The organism is Pedobacter psychrotolerans, assembly GCF_004340665.1.
Classification (GTDB): Bacteria; Bacteroidota; Bacteroidia; order Sphingobacteriales; family Sphingobacteriaceae; genus Pedobacter; species Pedobacter psychrotolerans.
In genome coordinates, this window is sequence record NZ_SLWO01000008.1 from 107692 (window position 1) to 124670 (window position 16979).

Below are 16979 nucleotides of genomic sequence, written 5' to 3' on the forward strand. Positions count from 1 at the left end.
CTTGTCGCTTGTTTTCAGTTCTTATAAATTACCAGCTATTGCAAGGTTAATTTTTCAAAACGAGCCAACCGCAAATTTTTAGTAATGGTACCGATGATTTGAGCTTATTATTTCTCCATATGTTGTGGAGAAAGGGCAACACAATGCCCCAAAAGTTCCACAATATTTTAGTTGGTCTATCGTATGATAAGTAATACTAAAATTATTTTAAAATAAATACAATGTGTTTACTTGTTTAAAATCTGCATTTAAGTGCATTTCAATAAATATTTTCAAAACAGATGTATGGGTTAGCGCTTATAAATGAGCGATATAGATAATCATTGGCTTAATATTTGGTCGAGGCTTAATTATAGCATAACCAAATAATCAATTTTAATTTTAGCGGCAACTCATTCATTCTCAATAAAATGATTTTATCTAAAATGCTGAGGATGTGTTAAAGTTGAATGGATGAATATCTAAACCATATGGAAAATCAACTCATCACCGAAATTAATATAGAAGACCAGGCGATTCGTCATTTTGCCTCATTTAGTTTACAGCAAGCCTTTAATAGTCACCATTATTTTGAACTGCGGTTTAACCACGACCAGATGGGTGCGCCAGGTTTAATTAACCTGGATGACAGCCGAGATTTCGTCGGTAAAACCCTAACGGCCTCCTTTGGCTATTTAGCTGAACAAATGCAGCAATTTTCTGGTTTGGTTACCCGTGTAGAACTGGCGCAAAGCCATGGCTACCATGGGGTATTAATTGTGAGTGGTTACAGCCCCACCATTTTAATAGATAGGGGCGAAGATTTAGGATCTTACCTGGATAAAGATTTAAATGAAATTGTAAAACTGGCCACAATCGATACTCCCGCTAATGATTTAAAAATTGTGGCGAATGCCAGCCGTCAGGCCAACATAGATTACCTGATTCAGTATAAGGAAAGTGACTGGGAATTTTTAAACCGCCTTTCTGGCGAATACCATGAATGGCTGTACTATGATGGTAAGCAGCTCAATTTTGGTAAGCCCGATACGCAAAAAGACATTGCCTTATTTTATGGCAGGGATGTGCATAACCTGCAATATGCCATGGAACTGGCACCTTTAAAAAACAAACGTTTTGCCTATAACCCCAAACAGGATGAAATACTGCAAAGCGAAAGCAGTGGCCAGGCAGATGGAAACCCTGATCTGGCACATGCCATCAAAGCTTCTAACCTGATGTACAGCAAAACCTTTAACCAGCCCTCCATGATCAGGGTTGATAACAGTGGAGACATTAAAAGCCATGTGGATAATGAAGAAAAGGCCAACATCAGCGAGTTGCTAAAGGTGAATGCCAGTGGAGACCATGCCGGGTTAAGCATTGGCGCTATCGCGGAAATTACGATGAGCATCAGGCAGGAAATCGCCTTTGTAACAGAAAGCCTGGGTCGGTTTTTAATTACCAGCATTACCCATAACCTGGATGGAACAGGAAAATACCACAATACATTTGAAGGAGTAGTGGCCAGTACCGAACGGTTACTGGTGACGAATTATGATAAACCTCATCCGGATATGCAACTGGCCGATGTGGTTGATAATGATGACCCGCAAGGACAGGGACGGGTGAAGGTAAAATTGAAATGGGAATGCCACACCAATGATATAACTGAATGGCTGCGGGTGGTGAGTCCGAATGCGGGGACTGGTGATACCGGAAAAAACCGTGGCTTCCATGTGATCCCTGAAAAGGGCGACCAGGTAGTGATTGCTTTTGAAGAAGGCAATGTGGCACGGCCCGTGGTGATGGGTAGTGTTTACCATGGCAAAAGTGGCGACAGTTCTGGCTTTAAGAACAGTAATACGAAGGGTTTAACTTCCAGAAAAGGTAGTGCTTTAACTTTTGATGATTTAAACCATGCGCTGAATATGGGCACCAGTGCGGCTAATTTTGTAAATATTAAAAACGGACAGGCTTTACTTACCGCACAGGCGGGAAATAAAATTGTGATCCAAAGTGGCAAAAGTACCATCACCCTGGATAAGGAGGGGAATATTGCCATCAGTGGCGAGAACATCAGCATCAATGGGCGTGCTAGTATCGATATTCAATCGCCAAAAATTACCATGGGGAATCTGGCTCCGGCAGAAGGTGCTACTCCAGAACAAACCGCTGCTGCTACGCAAACCATCGACATTAAGGCGAAAAAGATTACGGTAGAAGGAGAAGAAAGCATCGAAAATACGGCGCCCCTGGTTGATTTAGGTAAAGATGCCGAAGGCCTTACCAATATGAAGGGCAAAACAGTTAATATAGATGGTGCGGAAGAAATTAACCTGAGTTCAACAATTATTAATTCGAATTAATAATGAGCTGGTTGAATGATTTCTTAGGAATAGGTAAAAGCGACGCTGAACTGGATTCAGAAGCTTTTCCGCCGGTTATTGGCTCTGATAAACAACTTTTTAGTTTTACGTATAAACATAAACACTGGCTGGCAAACCGTGATGTAACGCACCATATTACAGGTGATATTGCCATTGGTGTACAGTTGGAGCATTCCAAAATCCAAAAATGGAGTATTTTAATGAACAACGTACAATGCGATTGGTCGTTAAACTGTCTGCCAGAAATTTACCTGTTTTTCAATTGTATCAAAAGAATCGAAATTTATATGGATGAGCAGGGCCATGTACTGGATACACTTTATCCCATTAGCCAGTCACTGTTTTTAAAAGAGAAGAAAAAACAAATATCTACACATGTAAAAGATAAAAAGCAGGCTGCAAACCTCCAGCGTTTTTTTGAAAGAAATCTTTAAAATACGCTTTTCTTACAAAAAATAATTCCACATAACGCGGTAATCAGAACCATGATCAGTGCTTATAAGGCTGCTAACCTTCACAACAGCCAGCCCGGCTTTAATCAGCTTGCAGAACCGCTTCACATCCCCGGTTACTTTGGTAATGAAGCTATTTTACCAGTAAAAGCTTGCTGGTTGTACAAACCTGGAAAGGATAGTGCTACAGATTTGGCTTGGTTACGGCTAGGCGGATTAGATGAGGCAATATATCAAAAGCAGCATTTAAGCAATTGGATGCATACCCTGAACGGAAATTTTGATAGCGATGATAGCTTAAAAGTAGATTTTGCTGAGCAATACCGTTTTAAAACTGCAGATGCGCTTAAGGTAACCCATTTAACCTATGCAAACAGTTACCTGGAAACCATAGTAGCCAAAGGTTGGTATAAGGAAGAAGAGGTGATTATTTCTGCAACAGAAAAGGAGGTAACACATGGCTAAGGATGATTTGTATGCCTTTCATGGCGTAATCTTAAAGTGTGATAAGGGGGCAACTGTTTTACCCTTGCTTACTACCCCGAAAAAACATGCGGTAAGTAAACTACAAATAGCCACTGTAACTGATAATATTCCGGTGGTGAATATTCCCAGCTTTGGGGTATGTTCCATTACCGGGAGTGCCTGCATGCCGGTAGCCCCGCAATGGCTAAAAGCACACGATGGTGCACAAAAAGTATTGGGGCAGGCACCACTGTTGTTTTCTTCATATTGCAAATGCCAGGCGGGGGGTACCATAGAAATATTTCCTAGTGTAGATGAAGCAATGGCTGCATTGGAAAACGATAAAGAAAGTAGGGTAGATGGCATCCCACTGCTGGATGGGATATTGGGCGCAGCCTTAACCTCGCCTATTGGCCCCATACTGGATCTGTTTACCGATGGTGGCGCAGATGTAACGCAAGGCGTTGGCCGTGGCTTTAGGCAAGGATTAAAAGGCACCTGGAATGGTTTGGTGCAAATGGTGAGCCACCCGGTAGAAACCGCAAAGGGGCTAACTAAAATGGTAGGCATTGCGGTAGTGGGTTATGGCACACAATCTCCTGTAGGGCAAATGTCTACACCCGATCAACGGCTGAAAGATTTTGATTCAGTTTTTGGTACTGATCTGGCGCCAACGCATGAGGCCATTGGCGATGCCATAGCTGACGGATGGGATAAGAAGGTAGTAAATGGTACCACCGAAGAACGCAGTGAGGTGGTTGGCGAAGTTTATGAAGGTGTGCTGGAAGCAGTAGTGGGTACTAAAGGTGCGGGCGCGGCCGTAAAGGGGGTAACCTCCGCAGGTAAATTTGTTTTAGGTGCCGATAGAATGGCAGGAATAACCGCGGCAATTGCTAAATTGCAGAGTGCTATGAAGCTGGAAGCTTTGGCAGGTAAAGTGAAAGGGATTTTTAAGGTGGGGGTTAAAGAAGATAGAATTACTTCAAAAATTCCTGATAAAGCATTGTTGAATGGTGAAGGAAAAATTGGGACTTATAGCGAATTGAGAGACGCTGGTTCTGTGGGTGATGATATAACACCCCATCATATGCCTTCAGATGCTTATATGAAAAAAAATAATGTGCCTGACTACACAAGAGATGATGGATTATCTATGAATATGGAACAACCACATCCTGGTAAAGGAGGTAGACATCGTCGTACATCAACCTACGATAACAACATGACAAAGGCCGAGCAAAATGCTTATTGGGAAAAAACTCCAAGGGAGGCTTTAGCACATGACATAAAGGATGCTAGAAAAATTTATAAAGAAGATGGATTATATAACAAAGAAATTAGAGAGAGTCTTCGCGATTATATAAAACAAGCAAAAGAGAAATATCCAGATCTTTATAAAAAAAGCAAATAGTAACAAAATACCATGGAAATAAAGCAATTAGAATCTCAACTCATTGAAAATAAACTGATGAGAACTTACGAAGAAACAGGTCTTTATGAAGAAGCTGTTGATGAGTTATTTAACGAAAATAATCCAGAATGCATTAATTCATTGATAAAAGGTTTTTCCGATGCAACTGAAAACGAAGAAGTAATGTTTTCAAATTTGCATGGTATCGAATATTTTTCTAAGACTTTGGGACTTGAGACTTATATTAAAATCATACTACCTAAATTAAAGGAAATGCAAGTAGATGCATATGGTTGGGCAGAAACTTTTTTTCTAAGATTATTAAATAACGACGCAGCTTTAGATGCACTGATTCGAAACGTTGAGTATTTATCTCAAGAAAACAAAATATTTATTCGCAAAATGGTAGAAAACCTCAGTGAAAGGAATCCTGAACGCTTCAAAAATAAAGGTGATATTATTATCTCTAAATTATAATCAAAAAGGAGTGAACAAAGTAGAAATATTAACCCAGAAGATTAAACAGGTGATAAGCGGCGAGATTCAGATTCCATACAATCGTGGAGAGTATAATTCTGTAAACGATTATTGGTATCCGCACCCACCTGCCCTCTTCCCGTTATTTCTGGGTTCGGGAGCTTTTTATTATGGCATCATAAATCATTTTTTTATTAACAGACAAAAAACTTTTGTCGAGTATTCTTTAGAAACTGGATACATTTCAGAGCGGTACAGAAACTCAGATCAGTTTCTCACCAAATTACTTCTGGAAATGATTATGCTTAAAGAAGAAATAACGGATGAGATCGTAGATTTCGCTGAAAAAATTGATTACAAGAACGTATCTGACATTTATGCTTTTGCTGAAAAATATGGAGATAATCCGGAAGAATTTAAGCATTTAATTTTTTTCGAGTCGGACTTGCCTTTATTCTATGCTAAAAGCTTAGAAGAATATAAAGGTGATTATCCTTCATCATCTAAAATTTTAAATGTTAAGCAAATTCATAACTCTTGCTCGTTTGAAATTGCTGATCCATCACATCTGAAGGAAATCCAAAATTTACCTAAATGGTTAATTGGAGAAAACCCTCAAAAGGAATTATTTGATGAACTACTTAAGCAAAATGATATAAAAGGTGCCTGGTTAACACTTAATAGCAAAGGATGGCAGTTGGAAGATGTCGCGATTGCGTTAGCAAAATTGAAATTTAAAACGAATGACAAGCTGTTTCATTTAGTTGCAGATAATTGGATTGATGGCTGGGCTAACTCAAATTTTAAAGAAGATTCTTACTAGCTACAAAATTGAAAATACCATAACACCATTATTTTAAGCTTTTTAGAAAAGTCAAATTTGCTTCCACTTGGCTTCATGATCGTTTAAGTAGTTCATAGTATGGTTGGGAAAAGAAATTAGCAATAATATTTCCGCAATCCCGGATCTTATTGAAATTACTTATTCAAGTATTTTAGGTACTCCATATACTATTCAAAATTAGATTTTCTTAGATTCATACCCGGTTGAGAGATTCACATATTAAGGTGGTGTGTCAAATTGAAAAAAAAGTGGCCTTTAAGAAAAAATAATATATTTAAAAAAGATTATGGAAGTGATTAAATTTCAAAATGGTGATCCAAAAAACATAGCTTATCTGGAAGATGAATTTTCAATTGAGTTACCAATTGATTATAGAAATTTTTTAATTGAGAACAATGGAGCTGATATTGAAAACGGATTTTTTTATGTCAAAGAAATAAATCAAGCAATACCAATGGGCTATTTTTTTGGCATAGATACAAAAGAAAAGGCCGCAGATATAGTCAGAATTAATAAAGAGTATGGAGATGATATAGCAGAGTCATCCTTTTTAATAGGAAATGATATTGGTTCAGGCTTTTTATTACTGGTATTTGACGGGGAGAATGACGGCATATGGTATTATGACCATACATATTTTTTTAAAGAATCTACTGATGAATTAAATACTTATTTCATTGCGGAGTCTTTTTCTGATTTCTTAAAAATATTAGAAACCACACCTGCTACGAAAGTGTAAGAATGTTAATAACAAATATTTAAAAGCTCCTAATGGAGCTTTTACTTTTAGGAGCTTATTATAATTAGTTTGTGTTATAATTTAATATTATGAAAAAATTAGAAAATATTATTTCTGCGATAAAGGAACAGAATTTAAAATATGGCGATCAGCTTCCATCACCTGCTAGTACTGAAGAAATCAATGATTTAGAAAGGAAAACAACGCAAATATTTCAAGTGGAATTACCTGAAGCATACAAAGGTATATTATCACAAACAAACGGAATCGATAATGATGGTGTTATGCTGTATGGGACTAAAACACTACCCATTGAAGGCTATCAAGACCGGTTTATTTCTGGTTTAATGGCGGCAAATGAAGAATGGAAGGAATTTGCTGGTTATTTATTTTACGCAGAATCGGATATGTATTTGTTCGTACAGTCTTTGAGCGATAAAAGCTTTAGCTATCGATCCAGAGAGCGTTTTGAGGATGTTATTTTCTCTACTGAAGACAATGAATTATTTTTTGAGATTATACTCAACCTTTCTTTAGGAGAGAATAGTGAGGAAGAATATAGTAATTAGTTCAAGGAAAAGTTCTTGTTAAACCATAAAAATGAAGATATTTATTTCACCATTAGCAAAACCAGATTGGGCTGTTGATAAAGATGTATTTATTGAGGCTTTGAGAACAAATTGGAAGGAAGTTATTATAAATAAAATTGAAGATGAAAGCAGAAAATATTCTTTTACTTGGTCTATAACTCAAAATGATAAAGATGTATTAGAAGGAAAACTAGACAAAGATGGCAGTACATTTGTGCTCGAATCTGAAGACTATCTATTGCTTTATAAATGCTCGCTTTATTGTAGGGAATTTATGCCATCAACCGCTCACATTATATTTTATGATGAAAATTATTCATTTAATTTAGAATTAAATGATAAACTATCTAAAAAGGATTTTATTGATGTGCTTTAGCCTAGTTTATGTGTGCGATTCTCGATAGCTTCGATCGCGTGATTTTTACCGCTAAGAACTATAAATTATTTTTTGAGATTATACTCAATTCGGAATCCTCAAAAAAAACTTATAAAATATCTCAACAAGTTAGAGCAAAATGCTCATCTCTCATTTGTCGTTATGAATAATGTAGACTTATCGATTTTTAAAACCTACAAGGTTTGATAAAAGTGTAGATGTTTTATTAGGATTTATCAATTCTTCGGAATTAAAGAATTGCCTCCTGTCTTGTGTATATTTTTTTCTGAAGACTTCATTTACATCAGATAAGATATAAATATTGACTCCTCGCAAATGTGAGTTTTCCAATTTCAATTGCTTGTAGAGTGATACATGACGAGCCATTTTAGCTACCATTTCTTTAGCATCTCTGGATAGGTAAAGGATAGTGCCAGATGGAAGATTATTTGGAGATTCGAGCATGAAGCTATTATTGGCCGAGATTACTTGCGGGGCTAATAACTTTGAATAATATTTCAGTGCACCTGCAATGGCATAACTGTTGGTGAGTACAGCAATGGGTTTTCTATTCTGTTCTTTACCCGAAACCTTGTTGATATCGCCAGATAATATTTCCCATCCAGACATATCAGCAAAAAACTGAGGAATGGTACCACTTGTTCCATCTTCCCAAACCAAAGGTCGGGAGAAGGCCGTATAAGAAACCATTTTTTTGATGTATTGCCTGCAAATGGAAATCGGCAAAATAGGAATCACCAGCGGCAAGCAAAGCAAGCCAAACAAATAAATCGTGGCTACAAATATAAACTTGGGTTGCTTTTTAGATGAAAGAATCATTTCCCAGCAGCAGCCCCCGGCAGCAAATAAAATAGGAAACATCCCCAATCCGTAATAAAGTTTACCTTTTAAAAATGCAAGTAAAATAACGAGTATCACCAGTGTAATTGGCCATACTAAGTTAAACTTACTGCCATTCTTATTCATTAAAAGAAAAAGAAATCCAGCTGTCCATACTGCAACACCTGCACCATGAAAGAAAAACAGTTGAAATACGTAATCCAATACATCAAATGAAAATGCCTGTGTCCCTACTAATTTCAGGTATCCGAAAATAGGGAAGCCATATGCCCATTGCCAAACCAGGTTAGGTATAATCACTAATATAAAAAGCAGGAGTGGACCTGGAAGCCTGCGCCAGTTGAATTTTATATTTTTGGTGTAGACAATAAAGTACCCTAGTAAAATTGCAGCGAGGTACATGCCAATGGTATACTTGTTTAGCATCCCAAAACCTAAGGTTAACGCTGTAATGTATAAGAACAACATTTTTTGAGTTTGCTGATACCTCAGGATGGAAAATGCCAGAAGTGCCCAGAAAAATTCATCAAAAACAACGGGTTGTAAAAGGTATGAGGTAGCAAGAAATGCAGGTGAACAAATAATCGCGGAGCAGGCGATGGTAATTCCTAGCTTTTTACCACCCAGATAATGCGCCATTAAACCCGTGAGCATAACGGTTGCTGATGCAAACATGCAGGGAATTATTCTCCAGGCAATAATGGAAGATCCAAACAGGGTGGAAGAGACTTTCGCAATCCAGGTGACAAATGGAGAAATATCCAGAAAGCCCCAGGCAAACTTTTCACTGAGTGAAATGTAATATAGTTCGTCTGCATGAAGACCATAATTGGAAATGCCAGACAAGTGAATACTGAATTTCAACAAGCCGAAAAAGACAAGGAGTAGCCAGATACTTCGATCTAATTTAAATTCTGACTTGATGGGTTTAGAGCGCGTTATGTTTTTGGCTTCATCAAGTTTTTCAGAATTTGATACATTAAAATAATTTCTGCTTAAAATATCCATTACCAGCAATAAGCAGTTTTAGATGGTGTGTTGATGCTTAACAATGACAAAAGGATACTAACCATAATGATTTTATGCATAATGTGTTTGGTAAGGTTTGATCTTTTAATTATAGTTGGCTGAAACCTATCCTGAATAACACCAAATGCTATGGATTGATTTATAAAATATTATTTTATCATATTGATGGATGATTTAATGGAATTTCAAACCAAAATTCAGATCCCGAATTTAGCTCACTGTCTACACCAATTTTCCCGGCATGTCGTTCTATAATCTGTGCTGAAATATAGAGACCAAGACCAAGGCCGGAGAAATGATTGGAGGATTCATCTACCCTAAAAAAGCGGTCGAAAATTAATTCTGCTTTATCTTTTGGAATACCAATTCCCTGATCTTTTACGGCAAGCTTCAGGGTTTTTCCGTTTGATTTTGCTGCGATTCTAATTTCTTTTCCTTCTGGTGAATATTTCAGTGCATTAGATAGAAAATTTGAAATTACCTGTTCTATTCTATTTTTATCAGCAGAGATTAATACATCATCTATATCTGTAAAAATGGTTTGTTTACCAAGATTTCCCTGTATCCCATCAACTGCTTCTGCAACAACTTCTTTAATGTTAAAAGAAGATATGGTAAAAGTAAGTTTACCTGCCTGAATTTTGGTTACATCCAGCAAATCATCAACTAACCTGGTTAGCTTGCCAATTTGTCGGTTGGCTTTACTTACGAACTCTAAAATGTGGCCGAATTTTTCTTCTTTGGCCATTTTCATGGCAAACTGAAGGTAGCCCTTGATGCTGGTAATAGGCGTTTTTAATTCATGACTGGCTATACTCATAAACTCATCTTTCTTGTTCATTAGCGCCCTGGTGGTTCTTTGCGCAATGATTAAATCGGTTACCTCAAAGCCAAAGAAAGATATGCCATCAATTATGCCCTCTGCAGAAAATACCGGATTGAGAATTAAATCAAACCAGCTATCTGTTACTTTTCCTGATGCCTTATCTTTTAGCTGAAGTAAATAAGCATTGGCAATAAATGTTTTGCCTGTTGCCATTACCTGTTGCTCTATAGCTTTAAGCTCTGGATTTGCAAATTGTGAATCGTGTTTCATGGTTTCGCCAATGTAACTTTCGCCACCATCAAAGTTTGCAAAAGATTCATTCACAAATTCGAACACCAGGTTTTTACCTCTGCGGATACTGATTAAAGCTGGGGCTTTTTTGAAAATACTATAAAACTCATCCTGCTGTTTTTTGATCAGGTGCTGAAGTTCATTCCGTCTTTTCTCATTATGTTTTTGCTTGCTGATGTCGATGATATAGGTTACGGCATCACTCCGGTTTTCATCATCCAGAATAGCGGAGCCTATCAATACATCTAATTTCTTTCCGTTTTTGGTGAGGTATTGTTTTTCAAATGGCGGACAAAAGCCCTTAGATTTTAATAATTCTGCTGAAATTTTGCTAATGGGCATGAACTCATCAGGCGTAAGGGTTTTCCAGTTGATATTGCCTTGTTTAAAATCTTCAGCAGTGTAACCCAACATTTCTAAAAAGCTTCGGTTCGCCGTTTCAATTCTACCCGAATCAACGTTGGAGAACATCATGCCGATTACATTTGAATCGAATATTTTTCTGAATTTTCGCTCGGTTGAACTTAGTTTTGTTTCGGTGTCGGCTAAAACCGAGATATCCAGAATGGAACCTACCATTCGGTAAGGCACCTGGTTTTCATCCAGTAAAATACTTCCTCTATCTAAAATGGTGGCAAAACTGCCATCAGCCTTTTTTAGCCGATACTGAGCGGTCCATTGTTCGGTTCCTTGATTTATCGCACCATAAACACTATCCTTCACCCGCTGCCTGTCATCAGGATGAATGATATCAAGGTAGAAAGAAATGTTTTGATTTTCAGGTGCATTTTCATAACCAAACATGCTGGTGAAATTCTGGCTTCGCCACATGGTATTTTCAGCCAGGTTCCAATCCCAAATGGTATCATTGGTGGCCTGAGCAACCAGGTTAAACCGGGTTTCACTTTCTGATAAGCGCATGGTTCGTTCCAGTACCTTCTGTTCCAGTGCCGTATTTAAATATTTAAGATTTTCACGGGTTCCCAGAAGTTCATTATAGTTTCTTTTCAGTTTTTCTTCTGCAATTTTTTGCTTGGTAATATCTGTAAGGGTTGCGGCAAAGCCATCAGACATTTTAACCGCCACCAGCTCAAGCCAGGTCTGATCATTTAATTTAAACTGCATTTGTAGCGTAATTCCCTTTTCTACTACGCCAATATATTTATCCATGAGGTTACTACCAGAAAGCTCTGGCAGGTTCTCTAGAATTTTGGATTGGTATAACGATTCATGCGTTCTTTTCAAGATATGAAGTGAAGCCTGATTAAAAGAAATACACTCAAAATCGGTGATAAAGTGCTGCTTGTTCCTTACGGCCTTAAAAGCGAGTACCCCGTTCAAGCTGGCGTTAAATACACCACTGATGATATTATTTAATTCAGTCAGTTTAGAAATATCTACGAAGGTAATCACCACGCCGTCTGTTTTTCTATCCTTTCTGATGTAAGGCATAATGCGCATGAGGCAATTGTGTCCGTTATGGATTTGCACCTCTTTTTCAATCACGAGCCCATCTTTTAATACCTGCTGGATATCTTGGTTAAGGTTTTGCGCTTTAATGTTGTTAGAAATGTGTTCGATGGAACGACCAATGTCAGCCTCAATCAGGTTAACCATACTAATGGCTGCACCATTAAATTTTCTGATGAACATGCCTGCATCAACGAAAATCTGTCCGATATCTGTACTTCTGAAATAGTTGTCCAGATCATCATTCAAATCCACCAGGTCTTTTATCTTAATCTGGTGTTCCGTATTCAGGGTGTGTAATTCTTCATTTAGTGATTGAAGTTCTTCATTGCTGGACTGAAGTTCCTCATTGGCAGAAAGCAATTCTTCATTGGTAGATTGGAGTTCCTCATTGGTGGTTTCCATTTCTTCCACAGCCATTTGAAGGTTACTCCGGGTTTCATTTAATTCGGCTTCGAGTTCAAAAATATACTCGTTTTGGTTTCCATCATGGAGTTCAAACATGCCCAAATCATCCTTCTCAGGAATGGTTTCCATGGTGCTCTCTCCAAAAACAATCAGGGCGAAGCTCAGGCTATTGTCTAATTCAGGAGGTTGAATGGAAATGTTTAAATAAGTTTCTTGGTTTTTCTTATTGAAACGAACCCTTTTTAAATGAGTTGGAACATGATCTTTCCAGGCTTTGCGGAGGGCTGTATTTAGGATAATGGATACCTCTTTGGGTACCATTTTTAAAATATTTAATTCTATTTTCTCTTCAGGTAAGGAAAGGTACTGGCGATAATCGCCAATGGCATCCTGCATGATGTAGGATTTATCTACATATACTCCGGCATAGCCAAGGTCTTTAGTTAAAAAGTTACTAAAACTTTTCTCTATGGGACTCATCGCAAAATCTGCTGCAATATTTTTCTTTTTATCCTTCTCTAGCTGAGATCTGGTACTGGTATTATAGGTATTGTAACTGGCGTAGTTGATGTTTCCTGTTTTTTGGTAAATCTTCCATTTACCAGATATTTCTGTAAAACCCTCTTTTAAAGAGGAAGCGGTTTCACTTGAACCTAAAAATAAATAGCCACCCTTAACCAGTGAAAAGTGAAATACTGATAATATCTTTTCCTGAAGGATATTGTTCACATAGATCAGCATGTTTCTACAGGTAACCATATCATTTTTGATGAATGGTGGAGATTTGATGACATCATGTTTAGCAAAAACCACCATTTTACGTACTGCGGGAAGAACTCCATAGAACTTTCCATCCTGAATGAAATACTTTTTAAAATATTTAGCTGGGATTTCCTTGCTTATACCTTCAGGATATTGGTTTTTAGCGGCTATTTCTACACTCTTTTCATCAATGTCTGTAGCGAAAATTTTAATATCTATCTTTTTTCTTGATTTTTCAACAAGCTCATTGGCGAGTATCGCTACGGTATAGGCTTCTTGTCCGGTACTGCAGGCACAAACCCAGATTTTTAAGGTATCGCCATTGCCTTTCTTTTCGATGAGGTCGCCAAGCTGTTCGCTAAAGGCTTCAAAAGCTTTCTCATCTCTGAAAAATTTAGTTACGCCAATCAGGAAATCCTGTGCCAGAATTCCAGGTTCTTTTTTATTTGTTTTTAAAAATTCAACATAATCATCCAGCGATTTAATCCTATTTTCATTCATTCTACGGCCAATTCTCCGGATGATGGTTGGCGTTTTGTAGAGATTAAAGTCGTTACCGCTTTGGTGATGGATGATTTTAAAAATTTCTTCTAGTAACTGCTCATTTATTTTTCCATTCTCTAATACATTCACCGGCTCTTCATTTACATAGTTAAAGAGTTCGTGGCTCATTTCAGGAGGGGGGAGAATAAAATCTGCATTTCCTGAGGCGATGGCACTATTGGGCATCCCATCAAATTTTGCTGAAGCCGGATCCTGAACAATTACCATTCCTCCATTTTCTTTAATGGCTTGTATCCCTTTGGTTCCGTCAGTTCCAGTTCCTGAAAGGATTATGGCTATGGCTTTTTCTTTTTTGTCTTTAGCCAGGGTATAGAGAAAATGATCGATTGCGGTATTGGGTGCTTTGATAAGTGATTTATCAGCAAGTCTTAATTTACCATGACTCATGGTCATTAGTTTATTATTGGGAATGATGTACACACAATCCTGCTGAATGGTCATATCATTCGCTGCTTCGAACACCTTCATGTGCGTGTGCTTGCCTACAAGCTCTACCAATAAGCTTTTATAATCTGATGATAAATGCTGAATCACCACAAAGGAGAAACTTGCATTTGCTGGCATGTGATCAAAAAACTCATGAATAGCCTCTAATCCGCCAGCAGATGCGCCAATGGCCACAATATATTTATCGTATCTTTTTAAACCTCCTTTTGTTTTCTCTTCAATCATTGTGCACTAATTGTATAGCTGAGTAGCACCAAATTCAAAAAGGAAATTCCTCAATGATTCTGCCGTTTCCATTTCCTGCTCCAACCATTCTTCAGATTGCCCGTGAACCGTTTCCAGCCAAAGCTTAAATGAATTCCGTGGGTGGTAACTTTTGCCATCTTTTTCAAAGTTTATTGCCTGGTTGGGGTTGCCACCCCACTTAATGCGTTTCACTACTTCGGGCCTGAAACAAACTATGAAATCTCCCTGACTTGGATTTATTGGTATAATAAGTAATCCACTGGCAATATCTGAATAATGATTGGCATCTTCATATACATCACTAAGGTTATTCGTAGCGTACACATTTACAAATGAATTGCCTTCAATCCACAGGATCAGGTTGTCCAGCGCTTCATTTTCAGGTACTACACCAACTTTGGAGATCAATCCATTAAAGTGAACCAAAAATCCTGTAGCGTTAAACAAGGAGAGGAGGTTCTGATTTTGATCTTTAGCCAATCCCCTTACAATACTCCCTTTGGAGAAAATATTTTCTGTGATTTGGGCTTTCTTTTTTAGTAATTCTGTAGAGTAAGTGAGCGATTCCTGCATAATCACTGAGGATATGCGATGTGAAATTTCCATGCTTAACCACTCAAATATGGATCTGTTTTCTACACTGAGGTATTTTGGCGTTTGATGGTGGCAGGATATGAGCCCCCATAGATTTCCATCTACCATTACACGGATAGACATTGAAGCAGTAACGTGCATATTAGCCATATACTCCAGATGCACACCGGCAATACTGCGCAGGTTGCAATCAGAAAGGTCTAAAAAACCATTAGATATGGGATTAATTACCGGGTACAATCGGTACGATTGATATAGCCTGTTTGGTATTAGCCGATAAGGGTTTTTAATATAAAGTGCACGGGCTTGTTTAGGAACGTCAGACGCTGGAAAAGTTTGTCCGATATACTGCTCCAGATCTCCGCTAATTTCTTCTGCGATAACAGTGCCGTTCCAATTTTTATCGAAGCTATACATGCGAATGCCATCAAAGCCAGAGAGGCGTCTGATCTCCTGGATACTGGCTTCACAAATTTCGCGAATACTAGCCGTTTTTTCTATGGTTGATATAAATGAACGAACTTCCTGGAAAACTTCTGTAAAACTTCTTTCAACGGCATCAGCTTCTTGTTCTATCTCCAGAATGATGAATTCTTTTTTAACATGCGCCAGTATATGCAATGGTATAGCACCTGTAGGATGATTTAAGTTGAAATGAAATGGCAACCTGCTCCTTTCGCCTTTGCCGATTTCTGCTTTCAGGTGCGCCAGGTCTTCGGTATTTAGAAATGATGCTAAAGTATCTCCCAGAAGATCCTGTATTTTCTTTTTAAAAATATGATCTATATTTTCACTGCCTTGTATGATTTCGAAGTTTGCGTGATCTATCACTAACAAATAGCCATAATCCTGTATAGAATTCGTCTGGTGTATGGCGAGGTTTCCGCAGAATTGTGAATCGTAATTTTTATTTTCAGCCATTTGTTATTTTGTTTAGGTATCCGTCTGTTTTCTTAACATTAAACTAATGTCATGAAGCATTAATACAATTCAGTTTTTAATTTATAAGCCAGTAAAAATATTGATTTAACTTGGTTATGACGAACACAGTGTTACATAAGGCATAAACATTTGGGAAAGGGGCTTAAAATCTACTAAAGATTGATGGGAAATAACATCAGACTAATTTTTTTTCAAAAATAGGTCAAAATTGGATGTCAAGTTATATCTTTGCCGCTTAAAGTTCCCATAGTTCAATGGATAGAATTGTGGTTTCCGGTACCACCGATGGGGGTTCGAATCCCTCTGGGAACACATCATAGGAGTTAGTTCTACATAGAGCTAACTCTTTTTTTATGCTGATTTGTTGTTAGTGTTGTAAATAAGGTATGATGCCATTTGTCTGATCGGACAGTTGTATTTAATATAACCTACTGGTTGGTGTCTCACCAACTAGGCTAAGCTAATATTGTTAATCTGTTGATACTAATTTCAGGTATAATTTCTTCTGACGATAAGACACCAACCGATAGAAGAATTTTACCTACTGGTTGGTGTCTCACCAACCAGGCTAAGCTAATATTGTTAATCTGTTGATACTAATTTCAGGTATAATTTCTTCTGTCGGTTAGACACCAACCGATAGAAGAAATTGGTTAACCACCCCCTGCCCCTCCTAAATTAGGAGGGGAGTTCCCCTCATAGTTGTGTAATATAGACTACTATTAATTTTACCTACTGGTTGGTGTCTCACCAACCAGGCTAAATATTGTTAATTTGTTGATGCTAATTTCAGGTATAAGTTTTTCTGTTGGTGAG

General features: G+C 37.7%; 12 protein-coding genes and 1 tRNA gene. 10 read left to right on the top strand and 3 right to left on the bottom strand.

Going from position 1 to position 16979, the window contains the following annotated elements; genetic code table 11:
• The first annotated feature begins 470 nt into the window (after nt 1-470).
• The 9 genes from EV200_RS18780 (at nt 471) to EV200_RS18820 (ending at nt 7723) form a co-directional block, all read left to right on the top strand.
• Complete coding sequence (locus EV200_RS18780; RefSeq protein WP_132535453.1) at nt 471-2348, top strand: type VI secretion system Vgr family protein; 1878 nt, start codon at nt 471-473, stop codon at nt 2346-2348.
• A 2-nt stretch (nt 2349-2350) separates the two neighbouring features.
• Nucleotides 2351-2803 carry a hypothetical protein gene (locus EV200_RS18785; protein WP_132535455.1) on the top strand — a complete coding sequence of 151 codons (453 nt, stop codon included), beginning with the start codon at nt 2351-2353 and terminating at the stop codon, nt 2801-2803.
• Between the two features lie 51 nt (nt 2804-2854).
• Nucleotides 2855-3286, top strand: coding sequence for a hypothetical protein (locus tag EV200_RS18790; protein WP_132535457.1), 432 nt, complete (start codon nt 2855-2857; stop codon nt 3284-3286).
• Complete coding sequence (locus EV200_RS18795) at nt 3279-4697, top strand: DUF4280 domain-containing protein (RefSeq protein WP_132535459.1); 1419 nt, start codon at nt 3279-3281, stop codon at nt 4695-4697. The genes EV200_RS18790 and EV200_RS18795 overlap by 8 nt, the downstream gene beginning before the upstream one ends.
• A gap of 12 nt (nt 4698-4709) precedes the next feature.
• Nucleotides 4710-5174, top strand: a complete 465-nt coding sequence (locus EV200_RS18800) for an Imm30 family immunity protein (RefSeq protein WP_132535461.1) — start codon at nt 4710-4712, stop codon at nt 5172-5174.
• Between the two features lie 10 nt (nt 5175-5184).
• Complete coding sequence (locus EV200_RS18805; protein WP_132535463.1) at nt 5185-5997, top strand: hypothetical protein; 813 nt, start codon at nt 5185-5187, stop codon at nt 5995-5997.
• A gap of 307 nt (nt 5998-6304) precedes the next feature.
• Nucleotides 6305-6757, top strand: a complete 453-nt coding sequence (locus EV200_RS18810) for an SMI1/KNR4 family protein (RefSeq protein ID WP_132535465.1) — start codon at nt 6305-6307, stop codon at nt 6755-6757.
• Between the two features lie 89 nt (nt 6758-6846).
• Nucleotides 6847-7326 (top strand): YrhA family protein, encoded by a 480-nt coding sequence (locus tag EV200_RS18815; protein ID WP_132535467.1) that lies wholly within the window; start codon nt 6847-6849, stop codon nt 7324-7326.
• Nucleotides 7327-7357: 31 nt separating this feature from the next.
• Complete coding sequence (locus EV200_RS18820) at nt 7358-7723, top strand: hypothetical protein (protein ID WP_132535469.1); 366 nt, start codon at nt 7358-7360, stop codon at nt 7721-7723.
• 177 nt (nt 7724-7900) lie between these two features.
• Here EV200_RS18820 and EV200_RS18825 read toward each other — a convergent pair whose 3' ends face one another.
• The 3 genes from EV200_RS18825 to EV200_RS18835 all read right to left on the bottom strand — a co-directional run bounded on the left by EV200_RS18825 (nt 7901) and on the right by EV200_RS18835 (nt 16142).
• Complete coding sequence (locus tag EV200_RS18825) at nt 7901-9592, bottom strand: ArnT family glycosyltransferase (protein WP_132535471.1); 1692 nt, start codon at nt 9590-9592, stop codon at nt 7901-7903.
• Nucleotides 9593-9770: 178 nt separating this feature from the next.
• Entirely contained in the window at nt 9771-14606 is a 4836-nt protein-coding gene (locus EV200_RS18830; protein WP_132535473.1) for a chemotaxis protein CheB, read from the bottom strand.
• A 6-nt stretch (nt 14607-14612) separates the two neighbouring features.
• Nucleotides 14613-16142 carry a GAF domain-containing protein gene (locus EV200_RS18835; protein ID WP_132535475.1) on the bottom strand — a complete coding sequence of 510 codons (1530 nt, stop codon included), beginning with the start codon at nt 16140-16142 and terminating at the stop codon, nt 14613-14615.
• A gap of 261 nt (nt 16143-16403) precedes the next feature.
• Between EV200_RS18835 and EV200_RS18840 the strand changes: the two genes are divergently transcribed.
• Nucleotides 16404-16475: transfer RNA gene (locus tag EV200_RS18840), tRNA-Arg, on the top strand.
• The last annotated feature ends 504 nt before the right edge of the window (nt 16476-16979 follow it).

What these genes read in the sequence shown, in the direction of transcription:
- EV200_RS18780 (WP_132535453.1), top strand. Translation starts at nt 471, where the DNA reads ATGGAAAATCAACTCATCACCGAAATTAATATAGAAGACCAGGCGATT.
- EV200_RS18785 (WP_132535455.1), top strand. Translation starts at nt 2,351, where the DNA reads ATGAGCTGGTTGAATGATTTCTTAGGAATAGGTAAAAGCGACGCTGAA.
- EV200_RS18790 (WP_132535457.1), top strand. Translation starts at nt 2,855, where the DNA reads ATGATCAGTGCTTATAAGGCTGCTAACCTTCACAACAGCCAGCCCGGC.
- EV200_RS18795 (WP_132535459.1), top strand. Translation starts at nt 3,279, where the DNA reads ATGGCTAAGGATGATTTGTATGCCTTTCATGGCGTAATCTTAAAGTGT.
- EV200_RS18800 (WP_132535461.1), top strand. Translation starts at nt 4,710, where the DNA reads ATGGAAATAAAGCAATTAGAATCTCAACTCATTGAAAATAAACTGATG.
- EV200_RS18810 (WP_132535465.1), top strand. Translation starts at nt 6,305, where the DNA reads ATGGAAGTGATTAAATTTCAAAATGGTGATCCAAAAAACATAGCTTAT.
- EV200_RS18815 (WP_132535467.1), top strand. Translation starts at nt 6,847, where the DNA reads ATGAAAAAATTAGAAAATATTATTTCTGCGATAAAGGAACAGAATTTA.
- EV200_RS18820 (WP_132535469.1), top strand. Translation starts at nt 7,358, where the DNA reads ATGAAGATATTTATTTCACCATTAGCAAAACCAGATTGGGCTGTTGAT.
- EV200_RS18825 (WP_132535471.1), bottom strand. Translation starts at nt 9,592, where the DNA reads ATGGATATTTTAAGCAGAAATTATTTTAATGTATCAAATTCTGAAAAA.
- EV200_RS18830 (WP_132535473.1), bottom strand. Translation starts at nt 14,606, where the DNA reads ATGATTGAAGAGAAAACAAAAGGAGGTTTAAAAAGATACGATAAATAT.
- EV200_RS18835 (WP_132535475.1), bottom strand. Translation starts at nt 16,142, where the DNA reads ATGGCTGAAAATAAAAATTACGATTCACAATTCTGCGGAAACCTCGCC.